Origin of the sequence: Massilia niastensis DSM 21313 (assembly GCF_000382345.1) — a bacterium.
Lineage (GTDB): Bacteria > Pseudomonadota > Gammaproteobacteria > Burkholderiales > Burkholderiaceae_D > Telluria > Telluria niastensis.
In genome coordinates, this window is sequence record NZ_KB908106.1 from 22,280 (window position 1) to 49,100 (window position 26,821).

The following is a 26,821-nucleotide window of genomic DNA, read 5'->3' on the forward strand; positions in this document are numbered from 1 at the left end:
TGTCTCTCGACCGCGCCGGATACCCGGTAGTGTAGCAAAAAGGTCAACCCGGCAGGTCGAGCGGGCTGTCGATATCGCGAAAAATGCCGGGGTCGGCCACCTCGATGGCGGTGACCGGACTGCCCGCGAGCAGGCGGCGCGCGCCCTGGTCGCCACCCAGCGCCAGCAGCGCATCGAGGTGCTCCGGGCCGAAGCCGACCGGATTGCCGCGTCGCCCGCCGGTCACCGGCGCGACGATGCCGGCCCCCGCCTCGAGCGCCGCGCGCAGCGCGCGCAGGGTCGATTCATGGACGAAGGGCATGTCGCCCAGCGCGACCAGCCAGCCCTGCGCCGGCAGCGAATGACGCACGGCGTGCGCCAGCGACAGGCCCATGCCGCCATCGGCGTCCGGACAGACGGTGACCTCGCAGCCCAGCCGGCGCAGGGCGTCGGCCACGCCGCCATCGTCGGGCGGGACCACCGCCACCACGCGCGGGAAGACGGACAGGAGACGGCGCGCGCTGGCGGCCACCACGAGGTCGCCGCCGGGCAGCTGCTGGAGCAGCTTGTTGCGCGCACCCAGGGGATCGAAGCGGCGGCCCCGGCCGGCGGCAAGCAGGAGGCCAACCGGGAACATCGCGGTCAGGACCATCGTTTACGCCGCCAGGTCGAACGGCAGCTTGCGCAGGCGCTTGCCGGTCAGCCTGAACACGGCGTTGGCCAGCGCCGGCGCCAGCGGCGGCAGGCCCGGTTCGCCCATGCCGGTCGGCGGGTCGTTCGACGGCACGATGTGCACCTCCACCTGCGGCATCTCGTTGTGGCGCGCCACCACGTAGTCGCCGAAGTTCTGCTGCTCGACCACGCCGTCCTTCAGCGTGATCGCGGCGCCCGGCAGGGTCGTGCCCAGGCCCATCAGGGCCGCGCCCTGGACCTGCGCCTCGATCGACAAGGGATTGACCGGCTGGTTGCAGTGCACGCCGGCGGTCACCTTGTGCAGCTTCGGCGCGCCGTCAAGCATCGAGGCCTCGACCACGTAGGCGACCACGGTGTCGAACGATTCGTGCACCGCCACGCCCCAGGCGCGGCCCTTCGGCAGCGTCTTCCTGCCGTAGCCGGACCTGGCCACCGCCAGGTCGAGCGCCGCCAGGTGGCGCTGGTGCTTCTCGCCCATCAGCTTCTTGCGGTAGGCCACCGGGTCCATTCTTGCCAGGTGCGCGGCCTCGTCGATCAGGGTCTCCATCACGAAGGCGGTATGGGTCGAGCCCACCGCGCGCCACCACAGCACCGGCACGTTGGCCTTGACCGTGTGCACCGCCAGGTGCATCGGCACCGCGTAGGGCTCGGCCATGCCTTCGACGGTGGTGGCGTCGACGCCGTTCTTGACCATCATCGGCTCGAACAGGGTGCCGTCCACGATCGACTGGCCGACGATCTTGTGGTCCCAGGCGAGGATCCGGCCGTCCGCATCCAGGCCGATGTCGGCGCGGTGCACGTAGGCCGGACGGTAGTAGCCGCCTCGGATGTCGTCCTCGCGGCTCCACACGACCTTCACCGGTTCATCGTGGCCGGCGGCGCGCCACGCCCTGGCGATGCGCACCGAGTCGCCGATCCAGTCCGAGGACGGCACCGCACGCCGGCCGAAGCCGCCGCCCGCCATCATCGTGTTGATCGTGACCTGTTCGGGCTTGAGGCCGACGATCTTGGCGGCCACCTGCTGGTCCACGGTCTGGAACTGGGTGCCGGCCCAGATCGTGCAGCTGTCGCCCTTCAGGTCGACCACGCAGTTGAGCGGCTCCATCGGCGCGTGCGCGAGATACGGGAATTCGTAGATGGCCGAGATCCTGTGGGCGGCCGTCGCCAGCTTCGACACGTCGGCCTGGCGCGCGACCGCGCCGCCGCCCTCCTTTGCCAGGGCCGTGAATTCGGCCAGCTGCTGCGCCGAGCTGACTTTCCCGACCGCGCTGGTGTCCCAGTCGAGCTTGAGCGCGTCGCGGCCCTGCTTCGCCGGCCAGTAGCCGTCGGCCACGACCGCCACGCCGCGTGCGCCGCGGTCCAGGTCGACCTCGATCACGTCGACCACGCCCCTGATGGCGCGCGCGGCGGCGGCGTCGACGCTCTTCACCTTCGCGCCGAACACCGGCGGACGCGCGACCAGCACGGTCCTGGCGTCCTGCGGCTTGAAGTCGATGCCGAACTGCTGCCTGCCGGTCGACTTGGCCAGCGCGTCGATACGGCGGGTCGGCTTGCCGATATAGCGGAACTGCTTCGGCTCCTTGAGCGTGACCTGCTGCGGCGCCGGCTGCTTCATGGCGGCGTCGGCCAGCGAGCCGTAGCTCGCCTTGCGGCCGGCCGGGCCGAGCACCATCCCCTTCGCGGTGCTGCACCGGGACGGCGGGACCTTCCACTGTTCGGCGGCGGCCGCCACCAGCATCGCACGGGCGCGCGCGCCGATCTCGCGGTACTGGATATACGAGTGGGCGATGGTGCCCGAGCCGCCGGTGATCTGGATTCCGAACGCCGGATCCTTGTACGCCTCGCCGGCCGGCGCCAGTTCGCTGCGCATCTGCGACCAGTCGGCGTCGAGTTCCTCGGCGATCAGCATCGGCAGCGAGGTCTGCACGCCCTGGCCGAATTCCAGGCGGTTGACGATCACGGTGACGGTATTGTCCGGCGCCACGCGCAGGAAGGCGTTCGGGGCGTACACCTTCGCGCCCTGGGCCTGGGCCTGGGCGAACTTGTTCGATCCGGGCAGGAAGAAGCCCAGCACCAGGCCGCCGGTGACGCCGGCGCCGGCCTTCAGGAAGCCGCGGCGCGACAGGTTACCCGCGGCGGAGCGCACGAGCGCCTCGCGGTTCATCCATTCTTTACGCATGGGGCCTCCTCAGGCGAGCGTCTTCGCAGCGTCCTTGATGGCCGCGCGGATCCGTTGGTAGGTGCCGCAGCGGCAGATGTTGCCGCTCATGGCATTGTCGATGTCGCTGTCGCTCGGGCGCTTGTTGGTGCGCAGCAGCGCAGTGGCGCTCATCACCTGCCCGCTCTGGCAGTAGCCGCACTGCGGCACGTCATGCCTGACCCAGGCATCCTGGACCGCCTTGCCCACCCGGTCGCTTTCCATCGCCTCGATGGTGGTGATCTTCTGGCCCTGGGCGGCCGAGATCGGCGTGATGCAGGAACGGATCGGATCGCCGTTCAGGTGCACGGTGCAGGCGCCGCACAGCGCCGCGCCGCAGCCGAACTTGGTGCCGGTCATGTCGAGGTTGTCGCGCAGCGCCCAGAGGATGGGCGTGGAAGGATCGGCGTCGACCTGGTGGTCGCGCCCATTGATGTTCAAGGTGACCATGTACTGCTCCCTGGTATTGGTGTGACGTGTTGACTGCTTGTTTTTTTGCGCCGAGCGGCGAGCGCTTCCTGTCGCCGGCCGGCGGAGAGCTTGCCTTGACGTCGTTCGACCGGTGCCTGCGACGGTCGAACGACAGATTATTTTTCGTCGATCGACGAGAGCTTCGCTTCCAGGGTCTTCAGGTCGACCGCGCCCGGGATGCGGGAACCGTCGGTGAAGAAGATGGTGGGAGTGCCGGTGATGCGCAGTTTCTGCCCGAGGGCGAGCACCTTGTCGTGCGGGGCCTCGCAGGCGGCGGGCGCGGTCCCCGGCAGTTTGCCGTTGAGCATCCAGTCGTCCCAGGCCTTGAGGCGGTTCGGCGCGCACCAGATGTTCTTCGACTTCATGATCGAATCCTCGGAGAGGATGTTGTACATGTAAGTGTAGATGGTGACGTTGTCGATGTCCTTCAGCGCGGTCTGGCGCAGGCGCTTGCAGTAGCCGCAGTTCGGGTCTTCGAACACCGCGATCATGCGCTTGCCGTTGCCCTTGACCTGCTTGAGCGCGAGCTCGGTCGGCAGGTCGGTGAACTTGATCTTGTTGATGTCGTCGATGCGTTCGCGGGTCAGGTTGCGCGAACTCTTGACGTCGTACACCTGGCCAATGAACAGGTACTCGCCCTTCTTGTCGGTATACAGGATGTCGCCGGAAACGCGGACTTCATACATGCCGCCGTAGGGAGTTTCCTTGACCGACTCGATTTTCGCGCCGCCCAGGCGGGGTTCGAGCGCCTTCCTGATGTTTGCCTCGACCGTATTCTGCGCGTCGACGCAGGATGCAATCATCCCCGTCGCCAGCAGGACGGCGAGCTTCGTCTTGACCATGCTTGTTCCTCAGATTGATGACTTGCCCATCGCGTGCGCCATCATTCGGCGCTTAACTCCTGGCAATTTGTCGAGCAAGTTTAATCCGAAATTCCGAACCACGCGCAACGGTTCCAGATTCGCGCCGAACAGGCGTTCCAGTCCGTCGGTGGCGATCTGCATGAGCAGTACGTCTTCCTTGCGCTTGCGGGCATAGCGCGCCAGCACCCGTTCGTCGGCGATGCCGCGCCGGTCTTCGCGCTGGCGGATCACGTCGAGCAGGTCGACCACGTCGCCGAAACCGAGGTTCATGCCGTGGCCGGCCAGCGGATGGATCGCATGCGCGGCGTCGCCCACCAGCGCCACGCGCGGGGCGACGATCGAATGCGGGCGCACCAGCGCCAGCGGCACCGCCTTGACGGTCTCGGGCTGGAGCGGGCGCAGGGTCCCGAGCTTGCCTTCGGCGTATTCGGACAGGCGCACCGCCATCTCGCCGAGCGACTCGTCCATCAGGGTATCGGCCAGCGTCTCGGGCGCCGACCAGACCAGCGAGACCCGCTTGTCGGGCAGCGGCAGCAGCGCGATGATGCCGTCGGCGCAGGTGAACCACTGGTAAGCCACGCCGTGGTGCGGCTTGTCGCAGGAAAAATTGGCGACGATGGCGCGCTGGTGGTACATGCGGTAGTCGACGCCGATGTCGCATTGCCCGCGCACCCAGGATTCGCGGCCGTCGGCCCCGATCACCAGCTCGCAATCGATCTTGCGGCCGTCTTCCAGCCTGACGGCGGCGCCCAGTTCGCCGCAGCCCAGGCCGACCGCGCAGCCGGAGACCACCTGGACGTTGTGCGAGAACTTGAGCGCGGCGTCCAGCGCCCCGTTCAGGTTGCTGTCCTCGACGATCCAGGCCAGGGTGCCGACATGGGCGCCGAAGGCGTCGAAACCGAGGTTGCCGCCGCTTGCGCCGTCGCCCTGGATTTCCATGGAATCGATGGCCGCCACCCGTTCCAGGTCGAGCGCGCCCCACACCTTCAGCGAGGCGAGCAGGCTGTGCGCCGTGTGGTTGAGCGCATAGACGCGCACGTCCCAGGGCTTGTCGGCCGCGGACGACACGGACGCTTCCGGCGCCGGCCGCGCGGGCGGCACCAGCAGGGTCACGCTATGCCCGGCCTGGGCGAAACCGAGGGCGGCGGTCTTGGCGATGGCGCCGTTGCCGACGATGCAGACGTCGCTTCGGGACGAGGAGGTAGAGGTTGGCGTGGTCATGTTACTCATTATAGCGAGATGTCAACCTTGCGCCGGGGTAGTGCGCGCCGCGCATCCGGATTTCCGCAAACAGGGACTTGCGGAACTGAAAACCGCTGGCTATAATCATGCCTCTCTTGGCCTGGTAGCTCAGTTGGTAGAGCAGAGGATTGAAAATCCTTGTGTCGGTGGTTCGATTCCGCCCCGGGCCACCAAGAATTTTTTAGCAAAAACGCCAACCCATGCAGGTTGGCGTTTTCGTTTCCAGCATCCACAATCCTTACATCCGTCCATTTCCGGTACAACTGACGATGGGATCGGGCGGCACGGCTGCGCTCAGCGCCGCGTCGCGGCCAGGTAGGCCTTGGTCCATTCTTCCTGCATGTCGAGCGCCATGCCCGGGTCGATCATCTTGAGTGCCACGTCGCCGATCGGGGACGGCTGTTTCTTGCTGGTCGGCACGAAGTGCATCTGCGCCAGGATCGCCTGGCCTTCATTGAGCACGAAGTCGTAGAACAGCGCAGCGGTATTCGGATGCGGCGCTTTCTTCAGCATGGCGACCGTGCTGAACTGTGCAACCACCGGCTCGATCAGGTGGCCTTCGACCGGCGCGCCCTTGGCCTTCAGCTGCGCCGGATTCCAGCTGTACACCGACAGCGCCAGCGGCACTTCGCCGGAAGCGACCAGCGAAGTCAGCAGCGAGTGCCCCTTGCGCACCGAGACGCCATTGCTGGCGATCACATCGCCCAGCAGCTTGCCGCCCTGCGGCTCCCCCAGCGTCTGCAGCAGGGTCGCATACCACGCCTGGTCCTCGGCTTCAACCGCGAGCCGCCCCTTCCACTTCGGGTCCAGCAGTTCGCGATAGGTTTTCGGCAGCTCTTCCTTCTTCACCTTGGCCGTGTTGTAGGCGGCCGAGTAGACGTCGAGCGTGATCCCGACCCAGCTGCGGTGCGACGGCAGCGCCCCCGGGACCAGGTCCTTCAGGTACGGCGAGGCGACCGGTTGCAACAGCATTTCGCGGTGCGCGGCTTCGTTTTCCGGCGCATTGTTCTGCACGATGTCCACCGTCGACTTGTTGGCGCGCGCTTCGCTGTTGATGCGCTGCAGGATGTTTTCCGACCCCGAACGCCAGGCCGTGACCTTGATGTCGTATTTCTTCGCGAACGCCTCGGTCACCTTGGCCAGCTGCGGATAAGCGTGGTAGACCGTCAGTTCGGCGCCTTCCTTGCGCACGCCTTCGAGCAGGCGCTCGGTGCGGTCGGGGCCCTGGTAGGTCGCAATCTCCTGCAGCGTCAACGGGGCGGCCAGCGCGGCGCCGGCCGCGGCGGCCAGGCAAAGTGCACTGCACGACAAACGTAGAATCTGTTGCAGCATGGGTGTCTCCTCTCGTCTCTGGTAGTGGCGGCCGCCGTTATGGCAGTTGGCGTCCGGTGGCGCGATAGGCCTTGCGGCGCAAGAAATCGAAGTTGATTACATATTGTTCGGGCCGCACGATGGTCTCGTGCAGGCGCGCGATGTGATCGGCCGTGAACTGCTCGCCGATGCCGCCCGCCGCCTCGGCCAGCAGCTGGATGCGGCAGGCGTTGTCGAGCATGATCGCCAGGATCACCGATTCTTCGATGGTCTGCCCGACCACGGCGACCCCGTGATTACGCAGCATCACCGCCTTGTGGCTGCCGAGTGCCTGCGCAACGCCGGCCCCCATGTCGCGACTGCGGATCAGTTCGATGGTGTCGGTGTAATACGGCACGCCATCGGAAAACGCGCTGCCCGGCTGGCTGATCGGCAGCACCGCGCGGCCGGTCGCGCTCAAGGCCACCGCGTGGTCCGGGTGCGAGTGGATCACGCTGTTGATCTCGGGGCGTGCCTTGAGGATTTCCGAGTGGATGAACACCTCGCTGTGGCGGCGCCCGCCGCCGCCGACTTTCTCGCCGTCGAGGTTGCAGACGACGATGTTCTCCATCGTGATTTCATCGAAGCCAAAACTGTGCGGCTTCATGAAGAACAGGTCGGGACGGCCCGGCACCCGCACCGAGATATGGCCGCGGGTCAGGTCGCCCTGCCCTGCCGTTTCCAGCACCAGGCCGGCATCGATCAGCTTTTGCTTCGCTTCCGTGTCGTTCATGACGACTGCATCGTGGTTCATGCCCTCTCCTTGTCGGTCGTGGTCAGTACATGCTGGCTTGTTCGCGCTGCTTTTCCTGCGCGCCGCGGGAGGCGCGATCGCCTTCGAAAATCGCCACCAGGTCCGGCGCGATCGGCGAATATTTGGCATGGGTGCGCAGCATGAAGCTGGCGAACCCGTCGCTGTTGTGGTGCTTCTTCTTTTCGTTCGGCAGGTCGATCCGGACATCGCGCGCCGGGTCGCGCAGCACGCCCATCGGGTCCTCGCCTCTCTCGATCTTCTTCAGTTCGCGCTTGAGCACCTGGCGGTACATCGCCAGCCCGCGGTCGGATGCGCCCAGGTTTTCCTGGGTGCGGTCGGCGATCGCGCCCTGCGTGATCCACGCCATCATGTCCTGGCCGTCGACGTTGTCGACAATGAACTCGCCGCTGGCGTCGAGGAACGGGACGTTATAGGTGTGCACGGTGTCGACCAGGTGCGCCGGCACCTGCGCGTCCCTGGGCGGCACGTAGGCGTTGAACCACAGGTGCATCGTGTGTTCGTTGTCGACCGGTACCCGCATCTGGAACGAATAGTAGCGCTGCGCCTCGTCACCATTGCCGACGGCCAGGATATTCGGGAACAGGATCGGATGGCCGGTGCGCCAGTCGTCCGAGTCTTCGGAATGGCCCTCCAGCAGGCGGTGCTTGGTGATGCCGAACTCGAATTCCTTGAAATCGATCTTCTCGTGGCGCGCGCTGATCGCGACCTTGATGCCTTCCTGCTCCTTCAGGAATTCGTAGTGGTGGCCGTGCAGCCATTCGGTGTGGATCGGGTCGAGCGAATTTTCCATGATCTGCAGCCAGTTCACCGGCAGGATCGCGCGCCCCATCATGCGGATCGTGCCCGGCTCGACGAAGCCGTCGAAGCGCGGCAGGATCGGCGCCGGCAACGGCCCCAGGTAGGCGAACAGCATGCCGCCCATTTCGCGCACCGGATAGGCGTCGGTCGCGACCTTGTCGCGGAAGCATGGATTGTCGACTTCGTTCGGCTGGTTCAGGCATTTGCCCTGGGCGCTGAATTCCCAGCCGTGGTACGGGCAACGGATGCCGTCCTGGGTCGGAATGCCGTGCGCGAACGAGGCTCGCCGGTGCGGGCATTGCTCCTTGATCAGGCCGAGGCGCTGCTGGCGGTCCTTGAACAGCACCAGGTCCTCGCCCAGCAGGCGCAAACGGCGGGTCCAGACCTGCTCCATTTCGGATGCGGCGCCGATCGGCTGCCAGTAGCGCCGCATCAGGTTCCCCATCGGGGTACCCGGCGTAATTTCGGTCAATATCTTGTTTTGTTCTGCAGACAGCATGTCGAGACGCTCCTGTCGGTGTGGATGGTTGGCGATTGGTACCGTCCCGGCGTACACGGGGCAGCCCGTCCGACATCAGGCTATACTTAGGTACCATAGAAGTCAACATGCTTGTGATAAAATTAATTAAAACCGCAACTAACACTACAAACCCATGAAAATGCACTGGTTTTTTTCCATAAACTCCTCCAAACTTCCATCATGAACATGTAGGCACACACCGCTTTTACAAAGAACGTTTAGGTACCTAATAAATAAGGAGCGGCCTTGTCGCCGCCGAGAGGAAGGTTTATGTCCGACACGACGAAGGGATTCGCCGACGAACGCTTTGCGCACCTGGTCAAGATCGCGTACCGCGGTTTCTCGCGCAACCTGCAACTGCGCCTGCGCAAAGAGTCGCTGCTGTATGGCCACTGGACGCTACTGCGCATCCTGTGGAACACCGACGGCATCACCCAGCGCCAGCTGAGCGAACAGGCGCGCGTCAGCGAGCCCACCACCTTCGGTGCGCTGCAGGCGATGGAAAAGCTCGGCTATATCACGCGCCAGAAGATGGGCAAGCAGATGCGCGTCTTCGTCACGCCGAAAGGCGCCGCGCTGAAGCAGCGCGTGGTGCCGGCAGCCGAGGAAGTCAACCGCATCGCGCTGGCGGGCTTGCCCACCGACGACCTGGCCATCACCCGCCGAACCCTGCTGGCGATGATCGAGAACCTGACGGCCGACGAGAATGCCTGGCTCGAGGCCGACATGGCCGCCGGGCACGAGGCGCCGTTCGACGCGGGCGAAGCGGCATGACGGCGCGCGCCGCAGGCCGGGTACGGATCGGCATCGCGGGGCTGGGCGCAGCCGGCCGCGCGTTCCTGCCGGCCATCGCGGCTCACCCCGGGCTGGTGCTGGACGCGATCGCCGACCCGGCCGCCCAGGTGCGCGCGCAGGCCGGCGCCGAACTGGGCGTGGCGGCCTGTGCCACTGTCGCCGAGCTGCTTGCACGCCCGACGGTCGATGCGGTCTACATCGCCACGCCCACCGAGCTACATCCGAACCATGTGGCGCTGGCATGCGCCGCCGGCAAGCACGTGCTGGTCGAAAAGCCGATGGCCGGCAGCCTGGCGCAGGCCGAAGCGATGATCGAAGCGGCCGAGCGCGCCGGCGTGCAGCTGCTGGTCGGCCATTCGCACAGCTACGACCAGCCGATCCAGCGCATGCGCGAACTGATCGCCGGCGGCAGCCTCGGACGGGTGCGCATGGTCAACACCTGGTGCTACACCGACTGGATCTACCGCCCGCGCCGGCCCGACGAACTCGACGCCAGCCTCGGCGGCGGCGTGACCTTCCGCCAGGGCGCGCACCAGTTCGACATCCTGAGGCTGCTGTGCGGGGGCATGGTGACCCACGTACGCGCCCGCACCTTCGACTGGGACCCGGCGCGCGCTGGCGCCGGCGCCCACGTGGTCTACCTGGAGTTTGCCGATGGCGCCGCCGCCACCGCGGTGTACAACGGCTACGGCAATTTTTCGAGCATGGACCTGTGCTTCGACATCGGCGAGTGGGGCGTCCCGCAGCCACCGGCCAGCCGCCCGAAGCCGCCGCCACCGGGCGCCACGCCGGAGGAAGAACTGCGGGCCAAGCAGCAGCGCGCGCACGGTGCGATACCCGGCAGGGCGCCGTACCAGCCGTTTTTCGGCCTGACCCTGGTCAGCTGCGAACGCGGCGACATCCGCCAGTCGCCGCACGGGCTGTTCGTCTACACCCGCGATGGATGCACCGAGATCGCGCTGCCCGCCGACCGCAGCCCGCGCGACCTGGTGGTCGCCGAGTGGCACGACGCGATCACCGGTGCCGCACCGGCTCTTCACGATGGGCGCTGGGGCCTGGCCAACCTCGAGATCTGCGCCGCCGCGACCGCCTCGTCAGCAGGCGCCGCGACGATTCCACTGAAACATCAGGTCGCACTGCCGGCCTGAACCAGTCACGGAGCACACCATGAACGCATGCCTTGATACCCTGGCCCTCAGCCCACGCCTGGCGCTGACGGTGTGCCGCAAGCAGGAGATCGCACACGGGATCACGCTGTTCGAACTGGCCGCCGCCGACCACGGCGAGCTGCCCGCCTTCGAGGCCGGCGCCCACATCGCGGTGACGACGCCGAACGGCCTGCTGCGCCGCTATTCGCTGTGCAACCCGCCGTCCGAGCGGCAGCACTACGTGATCGCGGTCAAGCGCGACGAACTGGGCGCTGGCGGCTCGAAGAGCATGGTCGACGAGCTCGCGCCCGGCAGCGTGCTGGCGGTGGCGCCGCCCGAAAACTATTTTCCGCTGGCGCGCGACGCGCAGCGCTACTTGCTGATCGCCGGCGGCATCGGCATCACGCCGCTGTTGTCGATGGTGCATGAGCTGCGGATGCGCGGCGCCGACTTCGAGCTGGTGTACTGCGCGCGCTTCCCGGAGAGCACCGCATTCCTCGACGAGCTGGCAGCGCCCGACCTGGCCGGCCGGGTCCGGATCCATCACAGCCACGGCGACCCGGCGCGCGCCTTTGCGGTCGAGCCGCTGCTGGCGCAGTACGCCGGCGGCACCCACGTGTACTGCTGCGGCCCGCGGCGGCTGATGCAGGCGGTGCGCGAAGCGGCCCGGCACTGGCCGGCCGGTACCGTGCACCTCGAGAATTTCGGCACCAGCGAGGACCCGAAGGCGAGCGGCGACCGGCTGTTTTCGGTGCGGCTGGAGCGCACCGGCATCACGGTGGCAGTCCCCCCCGGGACCAGCATTCTCGAGGCCCTGCGCAACCGTGGCGTGCCGGCCCCCAGTTCCTGCGAAAGCGGCACCTGCGGCTCGTGCCGCACCCGCCTCCTGGCCGGCAAGGGGGAGCACCGCGACTATGTCCTGGACGAGGACGAACACGACGCCGAGATCATGATCTGCGTGTCGCGCGCCCAGGCCGGCTGCGAGCAGCTGGTGCTCGACCTGTAAGGCCGCGCCCGGCGCGATCCAGCGTCGAACGCTGCCACTGTCCGGCGGCGGGCACGTCACATACACAAGGACATCGTGGTCGGAGGACCGCTGTTTGCCGCATTTCTCCCGGGATCTGGGGATCAACACGCAGGGCGGTCACCAGCGGCTACCCTGAAACGAGGCAACTCGTCCATGGGCATGGAGGTGGATGAAAGCAGCCGTGCGGTACTGCAAAAGAAAGCACGGGCCGGAGATTCCGCCATGCGTACGAATCTGTCTGCGAGCATGAGCTCGAGGGCTCGGAGAATATCGAAGTCGGCGCCTATAACGGCTATCCCGCCGTCATGGTCCACTTCGATGCCAACAGTCTTCCTGGTGCCGAATTTAAAAAAGGCAGGAGAAACCCTGGAACTCCGGCCAAATCGTTCAATGCGTTTTTAATGGAGCGGCCTCAGGAATGAACAAGCCGGCGCGGGCAACGACAACTATGGCACGGTGCGCGTTTTCGCCAAATCGCCCGATGCGGAAACGGGTAAGGCGATGTTCGGCGAGGTTCTCGGTAGGATAGTGAAAATGGAGAGGGGATTGGCAAGTTTTCGCACGAATACAGAGAAACACGAAGGCGATGGGTCTCTTACCCGGGAATAGCGAGATCGTGGCTTCGGTCAACGAGTCATTTGACGCTTGATGGCGCACAGTAAAACTTATGCAAGTCGGCATTGTCCTTTCTAAAATAGAAAATTCTCGCTTCCGGTCAATTTCCTTCCGATAGATTTGTTTGGTACGCACGATGATTGAGCCCCAACATCCAATATTTCGCGCTGGCTAACCGGAAGCTCACGGGGCCGTGTTGATGGCGATTTTTCTATTATGTTTACGATTGGCAGTTTACCTGAACCCCTACTCAGAAGAGGACAGCGGTTTTTTGCAGCAAAGTGTGAATAATGGTGTGAAGTTTTGTAAATACAGGTATATTCTAGATATGGTTTTTCCTGTCGCTTTCTCCCAAAATATTAATAACCCAGGAGTGCGAAATGACCATCCTGAACAGGTGCAGGAATGCGGCCTGCGCCGTATCGCTCGTGACTCTCGCCGTGGCCTGCGGCGGCAGTGATGATGACAAAGAGCCTGCTATCCCCGCCAATATCACGCTTGTCCCCGCCAGCAGCAATGTCGTGTCGTACTGGACCGACATCGGCGCCGCAACAGTCAACGCCACTGCCGCTGTCGCCACCACCCCGGAAGAGGCCAGGCCCACTTTCCACACCGATCTCGCGACGATGCACCTCGCGATCTACGACGCGGTCAGTGCCATCGACGGCCGCTACAAGCCGTTCGCCATCACCCCAGCGACGCCCGCTGCCGGCGCCTCCATGGATGCCGCCGCCAGCGCGGCGGCATACGGCGTGCTGAGTGCGTTGTTCCCGAATCGCAGCGCACAGTATCAGGCGGCGTACGACAGCTATATTGCAAGGATCCCGGCGGGCGATGCGAAGACCAGGGGCCTGGCGCTTGGCGCCGAGGTCGCTGCGGGCGTCGTCGCGAATCGCGCAAACGATGACCGCTCGGTTGTGCTTGCTCCTTATGTTCCAGGTACCGCCCCCGGGAAGTTTCGTGGGGTCAATCCGGTTAGCCGGTTCGTCCCGTTTATCAGGCCCTTTACCTTGGCCAGCATCTCGCAATTCCGGCCGGCCCCGCCCCCTGCGCTGGACAGTACGGCCTATGCCGCGGACCTGAACGAGACAAAAGGACTGGGCGGAGCGGTCAGTTCCCTCCGTACGGCAGAGCAATTTGAAATCGCCCGCTTTCACACCGAAGCGCCACCGATTTTTCTGACGCGAAATTTCGGACGCTTCGCGCGGACTACCGATAAGGTCGCCGATGCGGCCCGCCTGATGGCGCTTATTTACGTCGGCTATTCGGACGCGATCAACGCTTGCTTTGAGGCAAAATATTTTTATGAGACATGGCGCCCCCTCAGCGCGGTGCCCTTGGCCGAGACCGACAATAACCCGGCGACGAGCGCCGACCCGGCCTGGACGCCAAGCTTGCCAACGCCGAATCATCCCGAATATCCGGCCGCGCACTCCTGCACTACGGGAACATTGGGCGAATTGCTGCGCCTGTACTTTGGCACGGACAAGGTCACTTACACATTCGACAGCACAGTGACCGGTACCACCCGCACGTACACGACGACCGGCGCGCTGGCAGAGGAAAGCCAGCTGGCACGTATCTACGGCGGCATGCATTTCCGCTACGCGACGACTGCAGGCGCCGAGCTCGGAAAACAGGTCGCGAACTGGACTTTTCAGCGCCACTTTGGACGGCGCGTTCCTTAGCCCTGAAAGCTGGCGAATGCAGGCCGCACCCGCCGCCATGGCGTAGTCAGCGTAGACCCTGCTGTCAAGGCAAACGCCAGCCGTGCAGGTTGGCGTTGTGCGTCCAGCCCCTGTTCGCCCTGCCCTGCCAGCGCCTGGTTCGGCGCGCCATGACAGCCTCGATCCAAGCGGCCGTCTTCGGCAGTCTGGCCATCCCACCGCCTCACCATACCAGGCGACACCGCCTGTCCGGTGCACGCGCACGCCATGAGGCGTTGTCCGACACGAGCATGGCGCGATTGAATTTGCTGTTAGATTGTTAATTACAAAACACCCACGACCACTCCATTAATCGGTGCTGCCCATGAAAACGTTTCATTGCGATAAGTGCTCTCAACAGATATTTTTTGAAAATACCTTCTGCTTCAACTGCGAAAGTACGCTGGGCTATCAGCCCGCGCAGCGCAGCGTCAACAGCTTCGAGCAAACCGAGACAGGCCAGTGGCGCAGCCTGAACCGCACCGATGCGGGCAAGTTGTACAAACAGTGCAGCAATTATGTGCAGCACAACGTCTGCAACTGGATGCTGCCCGCGGACGACCCGCACGAACTGTGCGAGTCGTGCCAGCTGACCGTCGTCATTCCGGCGCTGTCGAAGGAAAAAAACCGCATTCTCTGGTCGCGCCTCGAAGCGGCCAAGCGCCGCCTGCTGTTTTCGCTGGCGACGCTGAACCTGAGCCCGGCATCGAAAGAGACGGAACCCGATACCGGCCTGGCCTTCCAGTTCCTGGAAGACGGGGTGACGGATCAATGCGTGATGACCGGCCACGACAACGGCCTGATCACCCTGAACATTGCCGAAGCCGACCCGGCCGAGCGCGAGCGCACGCGCGAACAGATGCATGAGCGCTATCGCACGCTGCTGGGGCACTTCCGCCACGAAAGCGGGCACTACTATTTTGACCGGCTGGTCGCCGGCAGCGCGTGGATCGACGACTACCGCGCCCTGTTCGGCGACGAGCGCCAGGATTACGGCGAGTGCCTGAAGCGTCACTACAGCGAAGGTCCGGCCGCCGACTGGGAGTTGCGCTTCGTAAGCAGCTACGCCAGTTCGCACCCATGGGAAGACTGGGCCGAAACCTGGGCCCACTACCTGCACATGCTCGACACGCTGGAGACGGCGCACGCGTGCGGCCTGTCGCTCAAGCCCGCCAAGGCCGACGAACCGTCGCTGGAACGCGTGACCCTGCCCACGAAGACAGACTCGTTCGAGGACACCCTGAAGGACTGGTTCGCACTGACCTACGTGCTCAACAGCCTGAACCGCAGCATCGGGATGCCGGACTCGTATCCGTTCAAGCTGAGCACGCCCGTGCTGGAGAAGCTGGAATTCGTGCACAAGGTGGTGCGCGCACAGCTGGCGCCGGCGCCAGCGCCGGCCGCAGCGTGACGGCATCCTGCCGGACCAGGCGCGCGCGCCCGGCCGGATGAAGGCCGGGCGCGCTTGCCGGCCGCCGGGGAATCAGGCCGGCGCCACCTCCAATCGCTCGACCGTTACCTGCATGTGGTGCGGCGCCAATGCCGGTCCAAACTGGTTGAAGATCGCCACGTCGGCGGCGTCGTGTCCATAGGCGACGGCCACGCGGCCGCCGCGCGGCGCATCCTGGGTCGCATCGAAGGTATACCAGCGTCCGCCCACGTAGGCCTCGAACCACGCATGCAGGTCCATCGGCGCGAGTCCATGCAGGTAACCCACCACCATGCGTGCCGGAATGCTCAGGCCGCGGCACAGGGCGATGCCCAGATGCGCCAGATCGCGGCACACGCCTTCGCGCCGCCCGTTGACATCGGTCGCCGCCATCTGGACGCAGGCCGATGCCGGATTGAAGCGCACCTCGCGCCGGATCCAGTCGCTGATGCAGGCGACCTGGTCGTACCCCGGGGCGACGCCGGCGACGATGCCGCTGGCCATGTCGAAAAAACGGTCGGATTCGCAATAGCGGCTGGGCAGGAGGTAGGTCAGCACCCCATCGGGCAGGTTCTGCACTTCCTCGAAGGGCGCGCCGGGCGCCACATCGATGGCATCGGCGGTCATCACATCGGCCGAGGTATGGATCGAAAATTCACCTTGCGGCGCGACCAGGCGCTGGCACAGGTTGCCATACGCATCGGTGAATTCAAGCACCGGCACGCTCGGCGTCAGCGTATAGGTGTCGCGCGCCACCCATTGCTGCGCACCGCTACGCGGACGCAACATCAGGATGAACGGCGTCGGACTGGCGACGGTAAAACCGAGCTGGCAACCGGTACGCAGCCACATGGCAGGCTCACTTTCCATGCCGGGGGCGAGCGCACCATGAGGGCGCATAAATAGCCAATCTCATCATAACGGTGCGGTACGCCATATATCGGTGCGTCGCCCGTTCAACCCGCCGCGACCGGCGGCCCGTCCTGCACCGCCGGCGCCGCCGGCATCAGGAAGTCCCTGCTGATGCAATTGCCCAGTTCCTCAATCGACGCCAGGAAGCTCGTCAGGAACTCGTGCAGGCCTTTTTCCAGGATGTCGTCGATCTCGGCGGATTGCAGTGTGGCGTGCAATTTGACGGCCAGGCGCTCGGTGCCGTGCGACAGGTCATTGCGGACATCCTGCAGGTTGGCGACGACGGCGGCCATGCAGGCCACCAGCGAGCGCGGCATTTTCGCTTGCAGTATCAACAGTGCGGCCACCCGCGTCGGGGTGATGGCGTCGCGGTAAACCTTGCGGTAGGTCTCGAACGCGGACACCGAGCGCAACAGGGCAGCCAGGTAATAGAATTCGCCCTGGGGCCCCGCCTTGATCGTATCGGAGTCCAGGAACTTGAACTTGACATCGAGGATGCGCGCCGTATTGTCGGCCCGTTCGAGGAAGGTGCCCAGGCGGATGAAGTTGAATGCCTCGTCCTGGAACATGGTGCCGAGCGTAACGCCGCGCGACAGGTGCGAGCGGTGCTTGACCCATTCCAGGAACTGGCCGGGATTGTGTTCGAACATGCGGCTCTTGAGGTGCTGCTGCAGCTCGAGCCAGGTGGTGTTCTCGGTCTCCCACACTTCCGTGGTCAGGCTGCCGCGCACGGCGCGCGCATTCTCGCGCGCGGCCCGCAGGCAACTGGCGATCGACGACGGATTGTCCGGATCGCGCACCATGAAGTCGATCACTTCCTTTTGGGTCAGCGCGGTGTACTTGGCATCGAATTGTTCTTCCAGTTCGGACACGCCCAGCATGGTGCGCCAGCTTTGCTGCTCGGCGAGCGCCGATTGCGGCATCAGCGCGTATTGGACCCGGACATCGAGCATGCGGGCAGTATTTTCCGCCCGCTCGGTGTAGCGGGCCATCCAGAACAAGTGATCTGCGGTGCGGCTCAACATGCTAGTTCTCCAATATCCAGGTATCTTTGGTTCCGCCGCCCTGCGACGAATTGACCACCAGCGACCCCTCCTGCAGCGCCACGCGGGTCAGTCCGCCCGGCACCATCGACACTTTCTTGCCCGACAGTACGAACGGGCGCAGGTCGATATGGCGCGGCGCGATGCCCGATGCGACATAGGTGGGACAGGCCGACAGCGCCAGCGTGGGCTGGGCGATATAGCCTCCCGGATTGGCCAGCAGGCGCAGGCGGAAGGCCTCGATCTCGGCGCTGGTCGAGGCCGGCCCGACCAGCATGCCGTAGCCGCCGGCGCCGTGCACTTCCTTGACGACCAGTTCGGGCAGGTTCGCCAGGGTGTACTGGAGATCGTCCTTCTTCCGGCACTGGTAGGTCGGCACGTTGTTGAGGATCGGCTTTTCGCCCAGGTAGAACTCGATCATGTCCGGCACGAACGGATAGATCGACTTGTCGTCGGCAACGCCGGTGCCGATGGCATTCGCCAGGCCAACCCGGCCGGCACGCACCGCATCGAGCAGGCCGGGCACGCCCAGGGTGGAATCGGCGCGGAAGGCGCGCGGATCGAGATAGTCGTCGTCGATCCGGCGATAGATGACGTCGACCCGCTTCGGTCCGCGCGTGGTGCGCTTGTAGACGGTGTCGTCGGCCACGTACAGGTCCTGTCCCTGCACCAGCGAGACCCCCATCTGCTGGGCCAGGAAAGCGTGCTCGAAATACGCCGAGTTGTGCATGCCGGGCGTCAGCACGACCACCGTCGGATCGCCGGCGCCGTGGGGCGCCACGGTGCGCAAATTGTCGAGCAGCAGGTCGGGATAGTGGTCGACCGGCGCCACCCGGTTGCTCGCGAAGAGCGCGGGAAACAGCCGCATCATCATCTTGCGGTTTTCCAGCATGTAGGAGACGCCGGAAGGCACCCGCAGATTGTCTTCCAGTACGTAGAACTCGCCCTCCCCGGCCCGCACGATATCGACCCCGGCAATGTGGGCATAGATGTCGGAAGGGACCTGGATGCCTTGCATGGCCGGCCGGTACTGCGCATTGTTCAGGATCTGTTCGCGCGGAATGATGCCCGCCTTCAAGATGTCCTGGTCATGGTAGACATCATGCAGGAAGCGGTTCAGCGCAGTCACGCGCTGTACCAGGCCGGCTTGCAGCCGGGCCCATTCGGCGGCGCCGATCACGCGCGGAATGATATCGAATGGAATCAACCTTTCCTTGCCGGCGTTGTCCCCGTACACAGCGAAGGTGATTCCCACGCGCTGGAAGATCAGTTCGGCTTCCGTTCTTTTCTGCTCGATCAGATGCGGCGGCTGTAGTGCGAGCCAATCCGCGAATGCCTGGTAATGCGGCCGTATGGTTGCTGCAGTGGAATACATTTCGTCGTAAAAGTTCGGCATCGATTCCTCCTGTTACACCAGTGTAATCAAGAATCGTGCCAGGTTTACAAGAAAAAATGATTGATCTTCTTGTCGTGCAGGTATGAATCATGCTTACCTCAAGTATTACGTCACATATATTGCGTCCACATCGAGCGCGCCCACATCGAAAGGCAGTCCTGCATGGCTATCCGCATCGCGCTTCATCACAAGACCAGTTACCGCTATGACCGCCTGGTCAGCCTGTCACCGCATGAAGTACGCCTGCGCCCGGCGCCCCATGCGCGCACCCCGATCCTGTCGTATTCGCTGACGGTGCTGCCGCAGGACCATTTCATCAACTGGCAGCAAGACCCTTACGGCAATTACATCGGCCGTTTCGTGTTCCAGGAAAAAGCGGACACGCTCGACTTCACGGTCGACCTGGTCGCCGATATGACCGTCATCAATCCTTTCGATTTCTTCGTCGAGAAATATGCCGAAGCCTTTCCCTTCGCGTACCCGGAACAACTGACGGCGGAACTGAGCGCCTACCTGCAGGCGGAAGCGCCGGGTCCCCTGCTGGTCGAATGGGTGGCGGCGGCGCGCCGCGACCTGCTGGCGCGTCCGATGGCAACGAATGACTTCCTGGTGGCCATCAACCAGCGCCTGCAGCGCGACATTGCCTACCTGCTGAGGATGGAGCCCGGCGTCCAGACGCCGGAAGAAACCTTGCAGAAGCGCTCCGGCTCCTGCCGCGACAGCGGCTGGCTGCTGGTGCAGATCCTGCGGGAGATGGGACTGGCGGCGCGCTTCGTGTCCGGCTACCTGATCCAGCTGCGCGCCGACCAGGAAGCGCTCGATGGCCCCAGCGGCGCAGCCGAAGACTTCACCGACCTGCATGCGTGGACCGAGGTGTACATCCCGGGCGCCGGCTGGATCGGGCTCGATCCGACCTCGGGCATGCTGGCCAGCGAAGGCCATATCCCGCTCGCCTGCACGGCGATGCCGTCGTCGGCGGCGCCGGTAACGGGCTTCGTCGACCAGGCCGAGGTCGTGTTCTTCCACGAAATGACGGTCACCCGCATCCACGAGGACCCGCGCGTGACCAAGCCGTATACGGAAGCGGACTGGCAGAAGATCGACCGCCTGGGCCAGCAGGTCGATGCCGACCTGAAGCAACAGGACGTGCGCCTGACCCAGGGCGGCGAACCCACCTTCGTCTCGATCGACGACATGGACGGGGCCGAATGGAACACCCTCGCGCATGGCGAGAACAAGCGCGAGCTGGCGGGCAACCTGATGCACCGGCTGAAGAACCACTTTGCGCCGGGCGGCATGCTGCATTACGGCCAGGGCAAATGGTATCCGGGCGAGCCGCTGCCGCGCTGGGCGCTGAATATTTTCTGGCGCGTCGACGGCCAGCCGATGTGGCGCGACGCCAACCTGTTCTCGGACGAACACGTCGACGACGGCTATGGCAGCGAAGAGGCCGGCCGCTTCGCCGCCGAACTGGTCAAGTCGCTCGGCCTGCCCGCCAACAGCGCCATCCCGGCCTACGAAGACGTGCTGCTGCAGGCCCAGCGCGAGCAGGCGCTGCCGCGCAACCTGGACCCGCTGCAGGCCGACCTGAAGGCGCCGGAAGAGCGGCGCCGGCTGGCGCGCCTGCTCGAGCGCGGCCTTGGCCAGGTGGCCGGCTACGTGCTGCCGCTGCAGGCCAGGGAGTACGACCCGGCCGTCATGCTCGGCACCAGCTGGCGCACCTCCGCCTGGCCGATCCGGCGCGAGAACCTGTACCTGATCGAGGGCGACTCGCCGATCGGCTTGCGGCTGCCGCTGGCCACGCTGCCGTGGGTGCTGCCGGAGGAGCGCGATGCCGACTTCGATGTCGACCCGTTCGCGCCGCGCACCGCGCTGCCCACCGAGAAAAAGGACAAGCGGCCGACCCTGGGCCTGGCCGCCGGCAAGTCGGCGGACAGGGCCCGCAAGCCGGCCGAGCCAGCCGCGCGCGACGTGATCCATACCGCGCTGTGCGTCGAAGTGCGCGCCGGCCGCCTGTACATCTTCATGCCCCCGCTCAAGCGCATCGAGGATTACCTGGCGCTGGCCACGGCGGTCGAGAACACCGCCGCCAAGCTGAAGATGAAGCTGCGGATCGAAGGCTATCCGCCGCCGCGCGACCCGCGCATCAAGCTGCTCAGCGTGACGCCCGACCCTGGCGTGATCGAAGTCAATATTCATCCGGCGGCGAGCTGGAATGAACTGGTCTACAACGTGTCGACCCTGTACCAGGAGGCGCGCCTGACCCGGCTGGGGACCGAGAAATTCATGCTCGACGGCCGCCATACCGGCACCGGTGGCGGCAACCACGCCACCCTCGGCGGCGCCACCGCCGAAGACAGCCCGCTGCTGCGCCGGCCCGACCTGCTCAAGAGCCTGATCACCTACTGGCAGGTCCATCCAGCCCTGTCCTACCTGTTCTCCGGCACCTTCATCGGGCCGACCAGCCAGGCGCCGCGGGTCGATGAAGCGCGTGACGACAACCTGTACGAACTGGCGATCGCCTTCCAGCAGATGGACCAGGTGCTGCCGACCCTGCACGAAGGCGACAAGCCGTGGATGGTCGACCGCCTGCTGCGCAACCTGCTGGTCGACCTGACGGGCAATACGCACCGCTCCGAGTTTTCGATCGATAAATTGTATTCGCCGGACGGACCGACCGGCCGCCTCGGCCTGGTCGAATTCCGCGCCTTCGAGATGCCGCCGCACGAGCGCATGAGCCTGTTGCAAATGCTGCTGCTGCGCGCGCTGGTGGCGCGCTTCTGGCGCCAGCCCTGCCAGGCCAAGCTGGTGCACTGGGGCACCGCGCTGCACGATCGCTGGATGCTGCCGTATTTCGTCGCCCAGGATATCCGCGACGTCGCCAGGGACCTGCGCGCGGCCGGCTACGCGTTCGAGGAGCACTGGTTCGAGCCCTTCATCGAGTTCCGCTTCCCCCGCTTCGGCACCGTCGTCTACGAGGGCGTCGAAATGGAGCTGCGCCAGGCGATCGAGCCATGGAACGTGCTCGGCGAGGAAGTCAGCGCCGGCGGCACCGCGCGCTATGTCGATTCGTCGGTCGAACGGATGCAGTTGCTGGTGCGCGGGCTGACCGATGGCCGCCACGTCGTCGCCTGCAACGGCCGCATGCTGCCGCTGCATCCGACCGGCGTGCCGGGCGAGTACGTGGCCGGCGTGCGCTTCCGTGCCTGGAGTCCCTGGTCGGCCCTGCACCCGACCATCAGGGTGCAGGCGCCGCTGACCTTCGACCTGGTCGACACCTGGAGCGGGCGCGCCATCGGCGGCTGCACCTATCATGTGGCGCATCCCGGCGGACGCAGCGAGGTGGGGGCGCCGGTCAACGCGAATGCCGCCGAGGCACGCCGTTTTGCGCGCTTCTGGCCGCATGGCCACACGCCAGGCCCGATGACGGTGCGCAAGGAGGAGCGCAATCCGAGTTTCCCGATGACGCTCGATTTGCGCTGGCAGGCAGATTGACCTATCGTTCAGCTCCCACCGTAAAGCAGCCGCGCGTCCATGCCCAATCAACTACTTGCCCACTACCTTGCCGCGCCGGATGGTTTTGACGAAATGCTCGACGCGGACAAGGCGCCGCGCGCGCACTGGCGCGCGATGCTCGCCAACCTGGAGCATGAAGCGCCCGACATGATGCGCCAGCGCCTGGACATGGTGCAGCGCCAGGTGCGCGAAAACGGCGTGACCTACAAGGTCCTGGCCGACGCCGAGGGCAAGCAGCGGCCGTGGGACCTGAACGTGCTGCCCCTGATCCTGCCGCACGAGGAATGGAGCGGCATCGAAGCGGCCGTGATCCAGCGCGCCACCCTGCTCAACAGGATCCTCGGCGACGTCTACGGCAAGCAGGAGATGCTGCGCGAAGGCCTGTTGCCGCCGGCGCTGATCCACGGCCACGCCGGTTTCCTGCGCCCTTGCCACGACATGCGGCACCATGACGACATCGCCCTGCATTTTTATGCGGTCGACCTGGCGCGCGCACCAGATGGCCGCTGGTGGGTCATGGCCGACCGCACCCAGGCGCCATCAGGCGCCGGCTATGCGCTGGAAAACCGCTCCATCATCGCGCCCACCTTCCCCGACCTGCTGCGCGAGCTGAAGGTGCAGCCGCTGGCCAGGTTCTTCCGCACCATGCGCGACAGCCTGGTGCACTGGGGGCGCCTGTGCGCGGCCAGGGGCGACGCGCCGGCGCCGCTGCGCGACGGCGAAATGCCGCTGATCGTGCTGCTGACCCCGGGCCCGCGCACCGAAAGCTACTATGAACAGGCCTACCTGGCGCGCTATCTCGGCTTGCCGCTGGTCGAAGGCAGCGACCTCACCGTGCGCGACGGCGTGGTCTACCTGAAGACCCTGGCCGGCCTGCACCGGGTCCACGTGATCATGCGCCGGGTCGACGACGAATCCTGCGATCCGCTCGAACTGCAAGGCTCGATGCTGGGCGTGGCGGGGCTGACCCAGGCCGCCAAGCGCGGCAATGTGCTGGTCGCCAACAGTCTCGGCTCGAGCCTGCTCGAATCGGGCGCCCTGCTCGGCTTCCTGCCGGCGCTGTCCAGGCGGCTGCTGGGCGAACCCTTGAAGATGCCCTCGGTGGCCACCTGGTGGTGCGGCGAACCGGCCGCGCTGGACGCGGTGATCGGCAACCTGGACCGGCTGGTCATCAAGCCCAGCTTTTCCCAGTTGCCGCAATGTGCGGTGTTTGGCCAGGACCTGGGCGGCGCCGAGCGCGCGGCCTTCATCGCCGGGCTGCGCGCCAATCCGAACAACTACATCGCCCAGGAACTGGTGCGGCTGTCGCAGGCGCCGGTGTGGAAGGCCGGCCCGGCGCCCGGCTTGCAGGCGCGCGCCATCGGCCTGCGGGTGTTCGCCTGCGCCACCCCGCATGGCTATGTGGTGATGCCGGGCGGCCTGACCCGGGTGGCCACCGGGCCGGATGCGCGCGTGCTGACGATGCAGAAGGGCGGCGCCAGCAAGGACACCTGGGTCCAGGCGCGCGCCAGGGTGGAACTGCACCGCCTGCAGAAACGCAGCATCACCAGCGCAGACCTGGTGCGCGACGACACCAACCTGTCCAGCCGCATGGCGGAAAACCTGCTGTGGTTCGGGCGCCATGCCGAACGCTGCGACAATATCGCCCGCCTGCTGCGGGTCGCGCTCAATTTCCTGTTCAACGTCCGCTTCGACCAGCGCGGCGCCGAATGGCCGACCGTCGAGGCGCTGTGCATCTGGTTCCAGTTGCTCGGCGCAGACAGGAAGCCGGCGGCGCCTGGCCCGGGCCAGGTGCACAGCCAGGCCGGCGCCCTGCCCGCCGCCATCTTTACCGATGCCGAGATCGAGTCGGCCCTGCTGCTGGCGGTGGTGTCCCCCGCCGTCCCCGGGCTGGCCCGGCAGCAGCAGCAGTTGCACCGGATTGCCGGCCAGCTGCACGAACGCTTCTCGGTCGACAACTGGCGCGCACTGAACCGGATGGCGCAGCCCGCCGCCCACCCCGGCGAGCGGCCATCGCAGTCGGAGGTGATGACGATCCTCGATGACGCCACCTCCGCGCTGATGACGCTGGCCGGGTTCGCACTCGACGGGATGACGCGCGACCTCGGCTGGCGTTTCATGTCGATCGGCCGCCGCCTGGAGCGGCTGCAATTCCAGAGCGTCGTGCTGCAGCGTGCGCTTGCAATGGACGAGAACGGCAACCTCGACTGGCTGCTCGAGCTGTCCGACAGTATCATCACCTACCGCGTGCGTTACCGGGCCCAGCCCGAGTGGCTGCCGGTGCTCGACCTGCTGTTGCGCGACGAGACCAATCCGCGCTCGATCCTGTTCCAGATCGACGGCATCCTGGGCACCCTGGACAAGATCGCGCAGACCCACGGCCCCTGCGGCGAGCACCTGCTGGCGCCATTGAAGGAAGAATTGATCGCGCTGGAGCCGGGCGCTGATCTGAACTACGGTAATGCGATGCTGAGCGGACTGTTGAACCGGATCCAGCTTGCCAGCGCGGCCTTGTCCGAGCAGATCAGCGTGCAATTTTTCAGCTATACCGACAACGGCCAGCAAAGGAACCGCCCATCATGATCGATTCGCCGGCGAGCGCCGGAGTATGTGCGCGCTATCGCGTGGTGCATGAAACGCGCTACAAATACCAGAGCACGGTCACCCTGTCGCAGCAATACCTGCATATGACGCCGCGCTCGTTTCCCTACCAGCAGACCGAATCGCACCTGATCTGGCTCGACCCGGTCGTCAGCGAGAGCAAGGACGGTGTCGATTACTTCGGCAACAGCACCCGGCACGTGGCGCTCACCCTGCCGCATGACAGCCTGCTGGTGCATGCCGAATCGACGGTCGCCCTGCGTGCGCGTCCCGGCCTGGCGCAGATCGCAGGGACGCTGCCATGGGAAAGCGTGCGCGACATGATGGGGAAGGAAAAAAGCGCAGCCACGCTGGAAGCCTGCCGCTACCTGTACGCGTCGCCCCATGTCACCTGCTTCCCGGAGCTGGAAGCGTACGCGCGCCTCAGCTACACACCCGGCCGGCCGCAACTCGATGCGGCGCTGGAGCTGACGCACAGGATCTTCGACGACTTTGAATTCGACGGCAAGGCGACCGACATTTCGACGCCGCTCGAACAGGTGCTGCGCGGCCGGCGTGGCGTCTGCCAGGATTTCGCCCAGTTGATGATCGGCTGCCTGCGCAGCATCGGCCTGCCGGCGCGCTACATGAGCGGCTACATCCTGACCCACCCGCCGGCGGGCAAGCCGCGCCTGGTCGGCGCCGACGCTTCGCATGCCTGGGTATCGGTGTTTTGCCCGGCGCTGGGCTGGGTCGATTTCGATCCGACCAACCGCTGCCTGGTGCAGCATGAACATATCACGCTGGGCTGGGGCCGCGATTTCAGCGACGTCACCCCAATGCGCGGCATCGTGCTCGGCGGCGGCAAACAGGAGCTCGACGTGCAGGTCACGGTCACGCCGCTACCGTTGTCGAACGAGGCCTCTTGAACAGCACCCTGCCGATGCCGTCGGAACCGCAGTCCTGCGGCTCGCTACAGACGGGCCAGCAACTCGGTCTTCTTGACGTTGAATTCCGCTTCGGTCAGGATATTCCGGCTGCGTAGTTCGGCCAGCTTGTCGATCGTGGCGAACACGTCCAGCTCGGCCGCATCGACCGTGCCGGCGCGCGGCGCTGCCTCGCCGGACGCTGCTGGCGCCGGCGGCGCCGGCTGGCCCGATTCCGGCGCCTGCGCGACGCCTGGCGCCACGCCATCGACAGACACGATGGGCAGGCGCGCCACGTCGACCGGGCCGTACTGGCTGTTGAAGCCGAGCGAGCCGCCAACCGATTGTTGCTGCGAAAAGCCGCCGATCTGGTGGTCCAGCGTATCGTAGATCGTGACCCGGCCATTCGATTCGATGGCCAGGCGGCGGGCCTGTGCGAAATACGCGTACCGAACACCGTTCTGGGCGCCGGTGCTGTTGGGCCAGCGTAGATCGGGGCCCCACCAGTCGGCGGCGCTGCCGGGCGCAGGCGCGACGAACAGACCGGCGCCGCTACTCCTGACCAAGTCGGGCTGCGCCGCCACCAGTTGCGACAGCTCGGCGCACAGCTTGCTGACGCTGCCTTTGAGATGGTTGTTGAACATGTCGGAAACCATCGTCATGCCCCCACTCATCCATTGGCCGGGGCCGGCAAATTCCGGATGGTTGAACTGCGCCATCCTGCCATTGCCATTGATGACCGATTGCAGCATGCTCAGGACCGCATCCGTGCTGTACCCGTAACGCCTCGCGATGTCGTCGATGGTCTGCTGCCCGGCTGGGGAAAGTTGTCGCATGGTC

The 26,821-nt window shown here is 65.5% G+C and carries 20 protein-coding genes and 1 tRNA gene; 9 read left to right on the forward strand and 12 right to left on the reverse strand.

Annotation, left to right across the window (positions count from 1 at the left end; genetic code table 11):
- Positions 1–43: 43 nt before the first annotated feature.
- The 5 genes from H162_RS0117730 to H162_RS0117750 form a co-directional block, all read right to left on the reverse strand.
- The gene (locus tag H162_RS0117730) at positions 44–631 is read right to left on the reverse strand and encodes a nucleotidyltransferase family protein (RefSeq protein WP_020654833.1); all 588 of its coding nucleotides are present in this window, start codon (positions 629–631) and stop codon (positions 44–46) included.
- 3 nt (positions 632–634) lie between these two features.
- The gene (locus H162_RS0117735; RefSeq protein ID WP_020654834.1) at positions 635–2,851 is read right to left on the reverse strand and encodes a xanthine dehydrogenase family protein molybdopterin-binding subunit; all 2,217 of its coding nucleotides are present in this window, start codon (positions 2,849–2,851) and stop codon (positions 635–637) included.
- Between the two features lie 9 nt (positions 2,852–2,860).
- On the reverse strand, positions 2,861–3,319 hold the full coding sequence (locus tag H162_RS0117740; protein WP_020654835.1) for a (2Fe-2S)-binding protein: 459 nt from the start codon (positions 3,317–3,319) through the stop codon (positions 2,861–2,863).
- Between the two features lie 137 nt (positions 3,320–3,456).
- Positions 3,457–4,182: a DsbC family protein gene (locus H162_RS0117745; protein ID WP_020654836.1), complete on the reverse strand. Its 726-nt coding sequence runs from the start codon at positions 4,180–4,182 to the stop codon at positions 3,457–3,459.
- Positions 4,183–4,191: 9 nt separating this feature from the next.
- Positions 4,192–5,424: an FAD-dependent monooxygenase gene (locus H162_RS0117750; RefSeq protein ID WP_020654837.1), complete on the reverse strand. Its 1,233-nt coding sequence runs from the start codon at positions 5,422–5,424 to the stop codon at positions 4,192–4,194.
- Positions 5,425–5,542: 118 nt separating this feature from the next.
- Between H162_RS0117750 and H162_RS0117755 the strand changes: the two genes are divergently transcribed.
- Positions 5,543–5,618 (forward strand) — tRNA-Phe (locus tag H162_RS0117755).
- Positions 5,619–5,739: 121 nt separating this feature from the next.
- Here H162_RS0117755 and H162_RS0117760 read toward each other — a convergent pair.
- The 3 genes from H162_RS0117760 to H162_RS0117770 are packed head-to-tail and all read right to left on the reverse strand — an operon-like array spanning position 5,740 to position 8,867.
- Positions 5,740–6,777: an ABC transporter substrate-binding protein gene (locus H162_RS0117760; RefSeq protein ID WP_040787653.1), complete on the reverse strand. Its 1,038-nt coding sequence runs from the start codon at positions 6,775–6,777 to the stop codon at positions 5,740–5,742.
- A 37-nt stretch (positions 6,778–6,814) separates the two neighbouring features.
- Positions 6,815–7,549: a class II aldolase/adducin family protein gene (locus H162_RS0117765; RefSeq protein WP_020654840.1), complete on the reverse strand. Its 735-nt coding sequence runs from the start codon at positions 7,547–7,549 to the stop codon at positions 6,815–6,817.
- 22 nt (positions 7,550–7,571) lie between these two features.
- The gene (locus H162_RS0117770) at positions 7,572–8,867 is read right to left on the reverse strand and encodes an aromatic ring-hydroxylating oxygenase subunit alpha (RefSeq protein ID WP_051109952.1); all 1,296 of its coding nucleotides are present in this window, start codon (positions 8,865–8,867) and stop codon (positions 7,572–7,574) included.
- Positions 8,868–9,158: 291 nt separating this feature from the next.
- Here H162_RS0117770 and H162_RS0117775 point away from each other — a divergent pair, with 291 nt between their 5' ends.
- The 5 genes from H162_RS0117775 (at position 9,159) to H162_RS0117800 (ending at position 15,590) form a co-directional block, all read left to right on the forward strand.
- A complete protein-coding gene (locus tag H162_RS0117775) occupies positions 9,159–9,662 on the forward strand; it encodes a MarR family winged helix-turn-helix transcriptional regulator (protein WP_020654842.1) in 504 nt (167 codons plus the stop codon).
- On the forward strand, positions 9,659–10,831 hold the full coding sequence (locus H162_RS0117780) for a Gfo/Idh/MocA family protein (protein ID WP_020654843.1): 1,173 nt from the start codon (positions 9,659–9,661) through the stop codon (positions 10,829–10,831). The genes H162_RS0117775 and H162_RS0117780 overlap by 4 nt, the downstream gene beginning before the upstream one ends.
- Before the next feature lie 19 nt (positions 10,832–10,850).
- The gene (locus tag H162_RS0117785; RefSeq protein ID WP_020654844.1) at positions 10,851–11,837 is read left to right on the forward strand and encodes a PDR/VanB family oxidoreductase; all 987 of its coding nucleotides are present in this window, start codon (positions 10,851–10,853) and stop codon (positions 11,835–11,837) included.
- 1,016 nt (positions 11,838–12,853) lie between these two features.
- Positions 12,854–14,161 (forward strand): vanadium-dependent haloperoxidase, encoded by a 1,308-nt coding sequence (locus H162_RS31195; protein ID WP_020654845.1) that lies wholly within the window; start codon positions 12,854–12,856, stop codon positions 14,159–14,161.
- A gap of 343 nt (positions 14,162–14,504) precedes the next feature.
- On the forward strand, positions 14,505–15,590 hold the full coding sequence (locus H162_RS0117800; RefSeq protein WP_020654846.1) for a zinc-binding metallopeptidase family protein: 1,086 nt from the start codon (positions 14,505–14,507) through the stop codon (positions 15,588–15,590).
- A gap of 72 nt (positions 15,591–15,662) precedes the next feature.
- Here the strand turns inward: H162_RS0117800 and H162_RS0117805 are convergent, their stop codons facing one another.
- From H162_RS0117805 to H162_RS0117815, 3 genes are all read right to left on the reverse strand, one after another.
- Positions 15,663–16,460 (reverse strand): transglutaminase domain-containing protein, encoded by a 798-nt coding sequence (locus H162_RS0117805; protein WP_020654847.1) that lies wholly within the window; start codon positions 16,458–16,460, stop codon positions 15,663–15,665.
- A 104-nt stretch (positions 16,461–16,564) separates the two neighbouring features.
- Positions 16,565–17,545 (reverse strand): alpha-E domain-containing protein, encoded by a 981-nt coding sequence (locus H162_RS31200; RefSeq protein WP_040787654.1) that lies wholly within the window; start codon positions 17,543–17,545, stop codon positions 16,565–16,567.
- A gap of 1 nt (position 17,546) precedes the next feature.
- Positions 17,547–18,959 (reverse strand): circularly permuted type 2 ATP-grasp protein, encoded by a 1,413-nt coding sequence (locus H162_RS0117815; protein WP_020654849.1) that lies wholly within the window; start codon positions 18,957–18,959, stop codon positions 17,547–17,549.
- 162 nt (positions 18,960–19,121) lie between these two features.
- Between H162_RS0117815 and H162_RS0117820 the strand changes: the two genes are divergently transcribed.
- The 3 genes from H162_RS0117820 to H162_RS0117830 are packed head-to-tail and all read left to right on the forward strand — an operon-like array spanning position 19,122 to position 25,984.
- Positions 19,122–22,454 (forward strand): transglutaminase family protein, encoded by a 3,333-nt coding sequence (locus H162_RS0117820; RefSeq protein ID WP_020654850.1) that lies wholly within the window; start codon positions 19,122–19,124, stop codon positions 22,452–22,454.
- Between the two features lie 39 nt (positions 22,455–22,493).
- Positions 22,494–25,058, forward strand: coding sequence for a circularly permuted type 2 ATP-grasp protein (locus tag H162_RS0117825; RefSeq protein WP_026354790.1), 2,565 nt, complete (start codon positions 22,494–22,496; stop codon positions 25,056–25,058).
- Positions 25,055–25,984 carry a transglutaminase family protein gene (locus tag H162_RS0117830; protein WP_020654852.1) on the forward strand — a complete coding sequence of 310 codons (930 nt, stop codon included), beginning with the start codon at positions 25,055–25,057 and terminating at the stop codon, positions 25,982–25,984. Before H162_RS0117825 ends, H162_RS0117830 begins: the two co-directional genes overlap by 4 nt.
- Positions 25,985–26,028: 44 nt before the next feature.
- Here H162_RS0117830 and H162_RS0117835 read toward each other — a convergent pair whose 3' ends face one another.
- Positions 26,029–26,817, reverse strand: a complete 789-nt coding sequence (locus tag H162_RS0117835; protein ID WP_020654853.1) for an SHOCT domain-containing protein — start codon at positions 26,815–26,817, stop codon at positions 26,029–26,031.
- Positions 26,818–26,821: the final 4 nt, after the last annotated feature.

Excerpts from the sequence above, each read along its gene's own strand:
- H162_RS0117735 (WP_020654834.1), bottom strand. The coding sequence starts at position 2,851 with ATGCGTAAAGAATGGATGAACCGCGAGGCGCTCGTGCGCTCCGCCGCG.
- H162_RS0117785 (WP_020654844.1), top strand. The coding sequence starts at position 10,851 with ATGAACGCATGCCTTGATACCCTGGCCCTCAGCCCACGCCTGGCGCTG.
- H162_RS0117815 (WP_020654849.1), bottom strand. The coding sequence starts at position 18,959 with ATGCCGAACTTTTACGACGAAATGTATTCCACTGCAGCAACCATACGG.
- H162_RS0117780 (WP_020654843.1), top strand. The coding sequence starts at position 9,659 with ATGACGGCGCGCGCCGCAGGCCGGGTACGGATCGGCATCGCGGGGCTG.
- H162_RS0117730 (WP_020654833.1), bottom strand. The coding sequence starts at position 631 with ATGGTCCTGACCGCGATGTTCCCGGTTGGCCTCCTGCTTGCCGCCGGC.
- H162_RS0117830 (WP_020654852.1), top strand. The coding sequence starts at position 25,055 with ATGATCGATTCGCCGGCGAGCGCCGGAGTATGTGCGCGCTATCGCGTG.
- H162_RS0117825 (WP_026354790.1), top strand. The coding sequence starts at position 22,494 with ATGCCCAATCAACTACTTGCCCACTACCTTGCCGCGCCGGATGGTTTT.
- H162_RS0117750 (WP_020654837.1), bottom strand. The coding sequence starts at position 5,424 with ATGACCACGCCAACCTCTACCTCCTCGTCCCGAAGCGACGTCTGCATC.
- H162_RS0117765 (WP_020654840.1), bottom strand. The coding sequence starts at position 7,549 with ATGAACCACGATGCAGTCGTCATGAACGACACGGAAGCGAAGCAAAAG.
- H162_RS31200 (WP_040787654.1), bottom strand. The coding sequence starts at position 17,545 with ATGTTGAGCCGCACCGCAGATCACTTGTTCTGGATGGCCCGCTACACC.
- H162_RS0117770 (WP_051109952.1), bottom strand. The coding sequence starts at position 8,867 with ATGCTGTCTGCAGAACAAAACAAGATATTGACCGAAATTACGCCGGGT.
- H162_RS0117775 (WP_020654842.1), top strand. The coding sequence starts at position 9,159 with ATGTCCGACACGACGAAGGGATTCGCCGACGAACGCTTTGCGCACCTG.
- H162_RS31195 (WP_020654845.1), top strand. The coding sequence starts at position 12,854 with ATGACCATCCTGAACAGGTGCAGGAATGCGGCCTGCGCCGTATCGCTC.
- H162_RS0117835 (WP_020654853.1), bottom strand. The coding sequence starts at position 26,817 with ATGCGACAACTTTCCCCAGCCGGGCAGCAGACCATCGACGACATCGCG.
- H162_RS0117800 (WP_020654846.1), top strand. The coding sequence starts at position 14,505 with ATGAAAACGTTTCATTGCGATAAGTGCTCTCAACAGATATTTTTTGAA.
- H162_RS0117745 (WP_020654836.1), bottom strand. The coding sequence starts at position 4,182 with ATGGTCAAGACGAAGCTCGCCGTCCTGCTGGCGACGGGGATGATTGCA.
- H162_RS0117805 (WP_020654847.1), bottom strand. The coding sequence starts at position 16,460 with ATGTGGCTGCGTACCGGTTGCCAGCTCGGTTTTACCGTCGCCAGTCCG.
- H162_RS0117740 (WP_020654835.1), bottom strand. The coding sequence starts at position 3,319 with ATGGTCACCTTGAACATCAATGGGCGCGACCACCAGGTCGACGCCGAT.
- H162_RS0117760 (WP_040787653.1), bottom strand. The coding sequence starts at position 6,777 with ATGCTGCAACAGATTCTACGTTTGTCGTGCAGTGCACTTTGCCTGGCC.
- H162_RS0117820 (WP_020654850.1), top strand. The coding sequence starts at position 19,122 with ATGGCTATCCGCATCGCGCTTCATCACAAGACCAGTTACCGCTATGAC.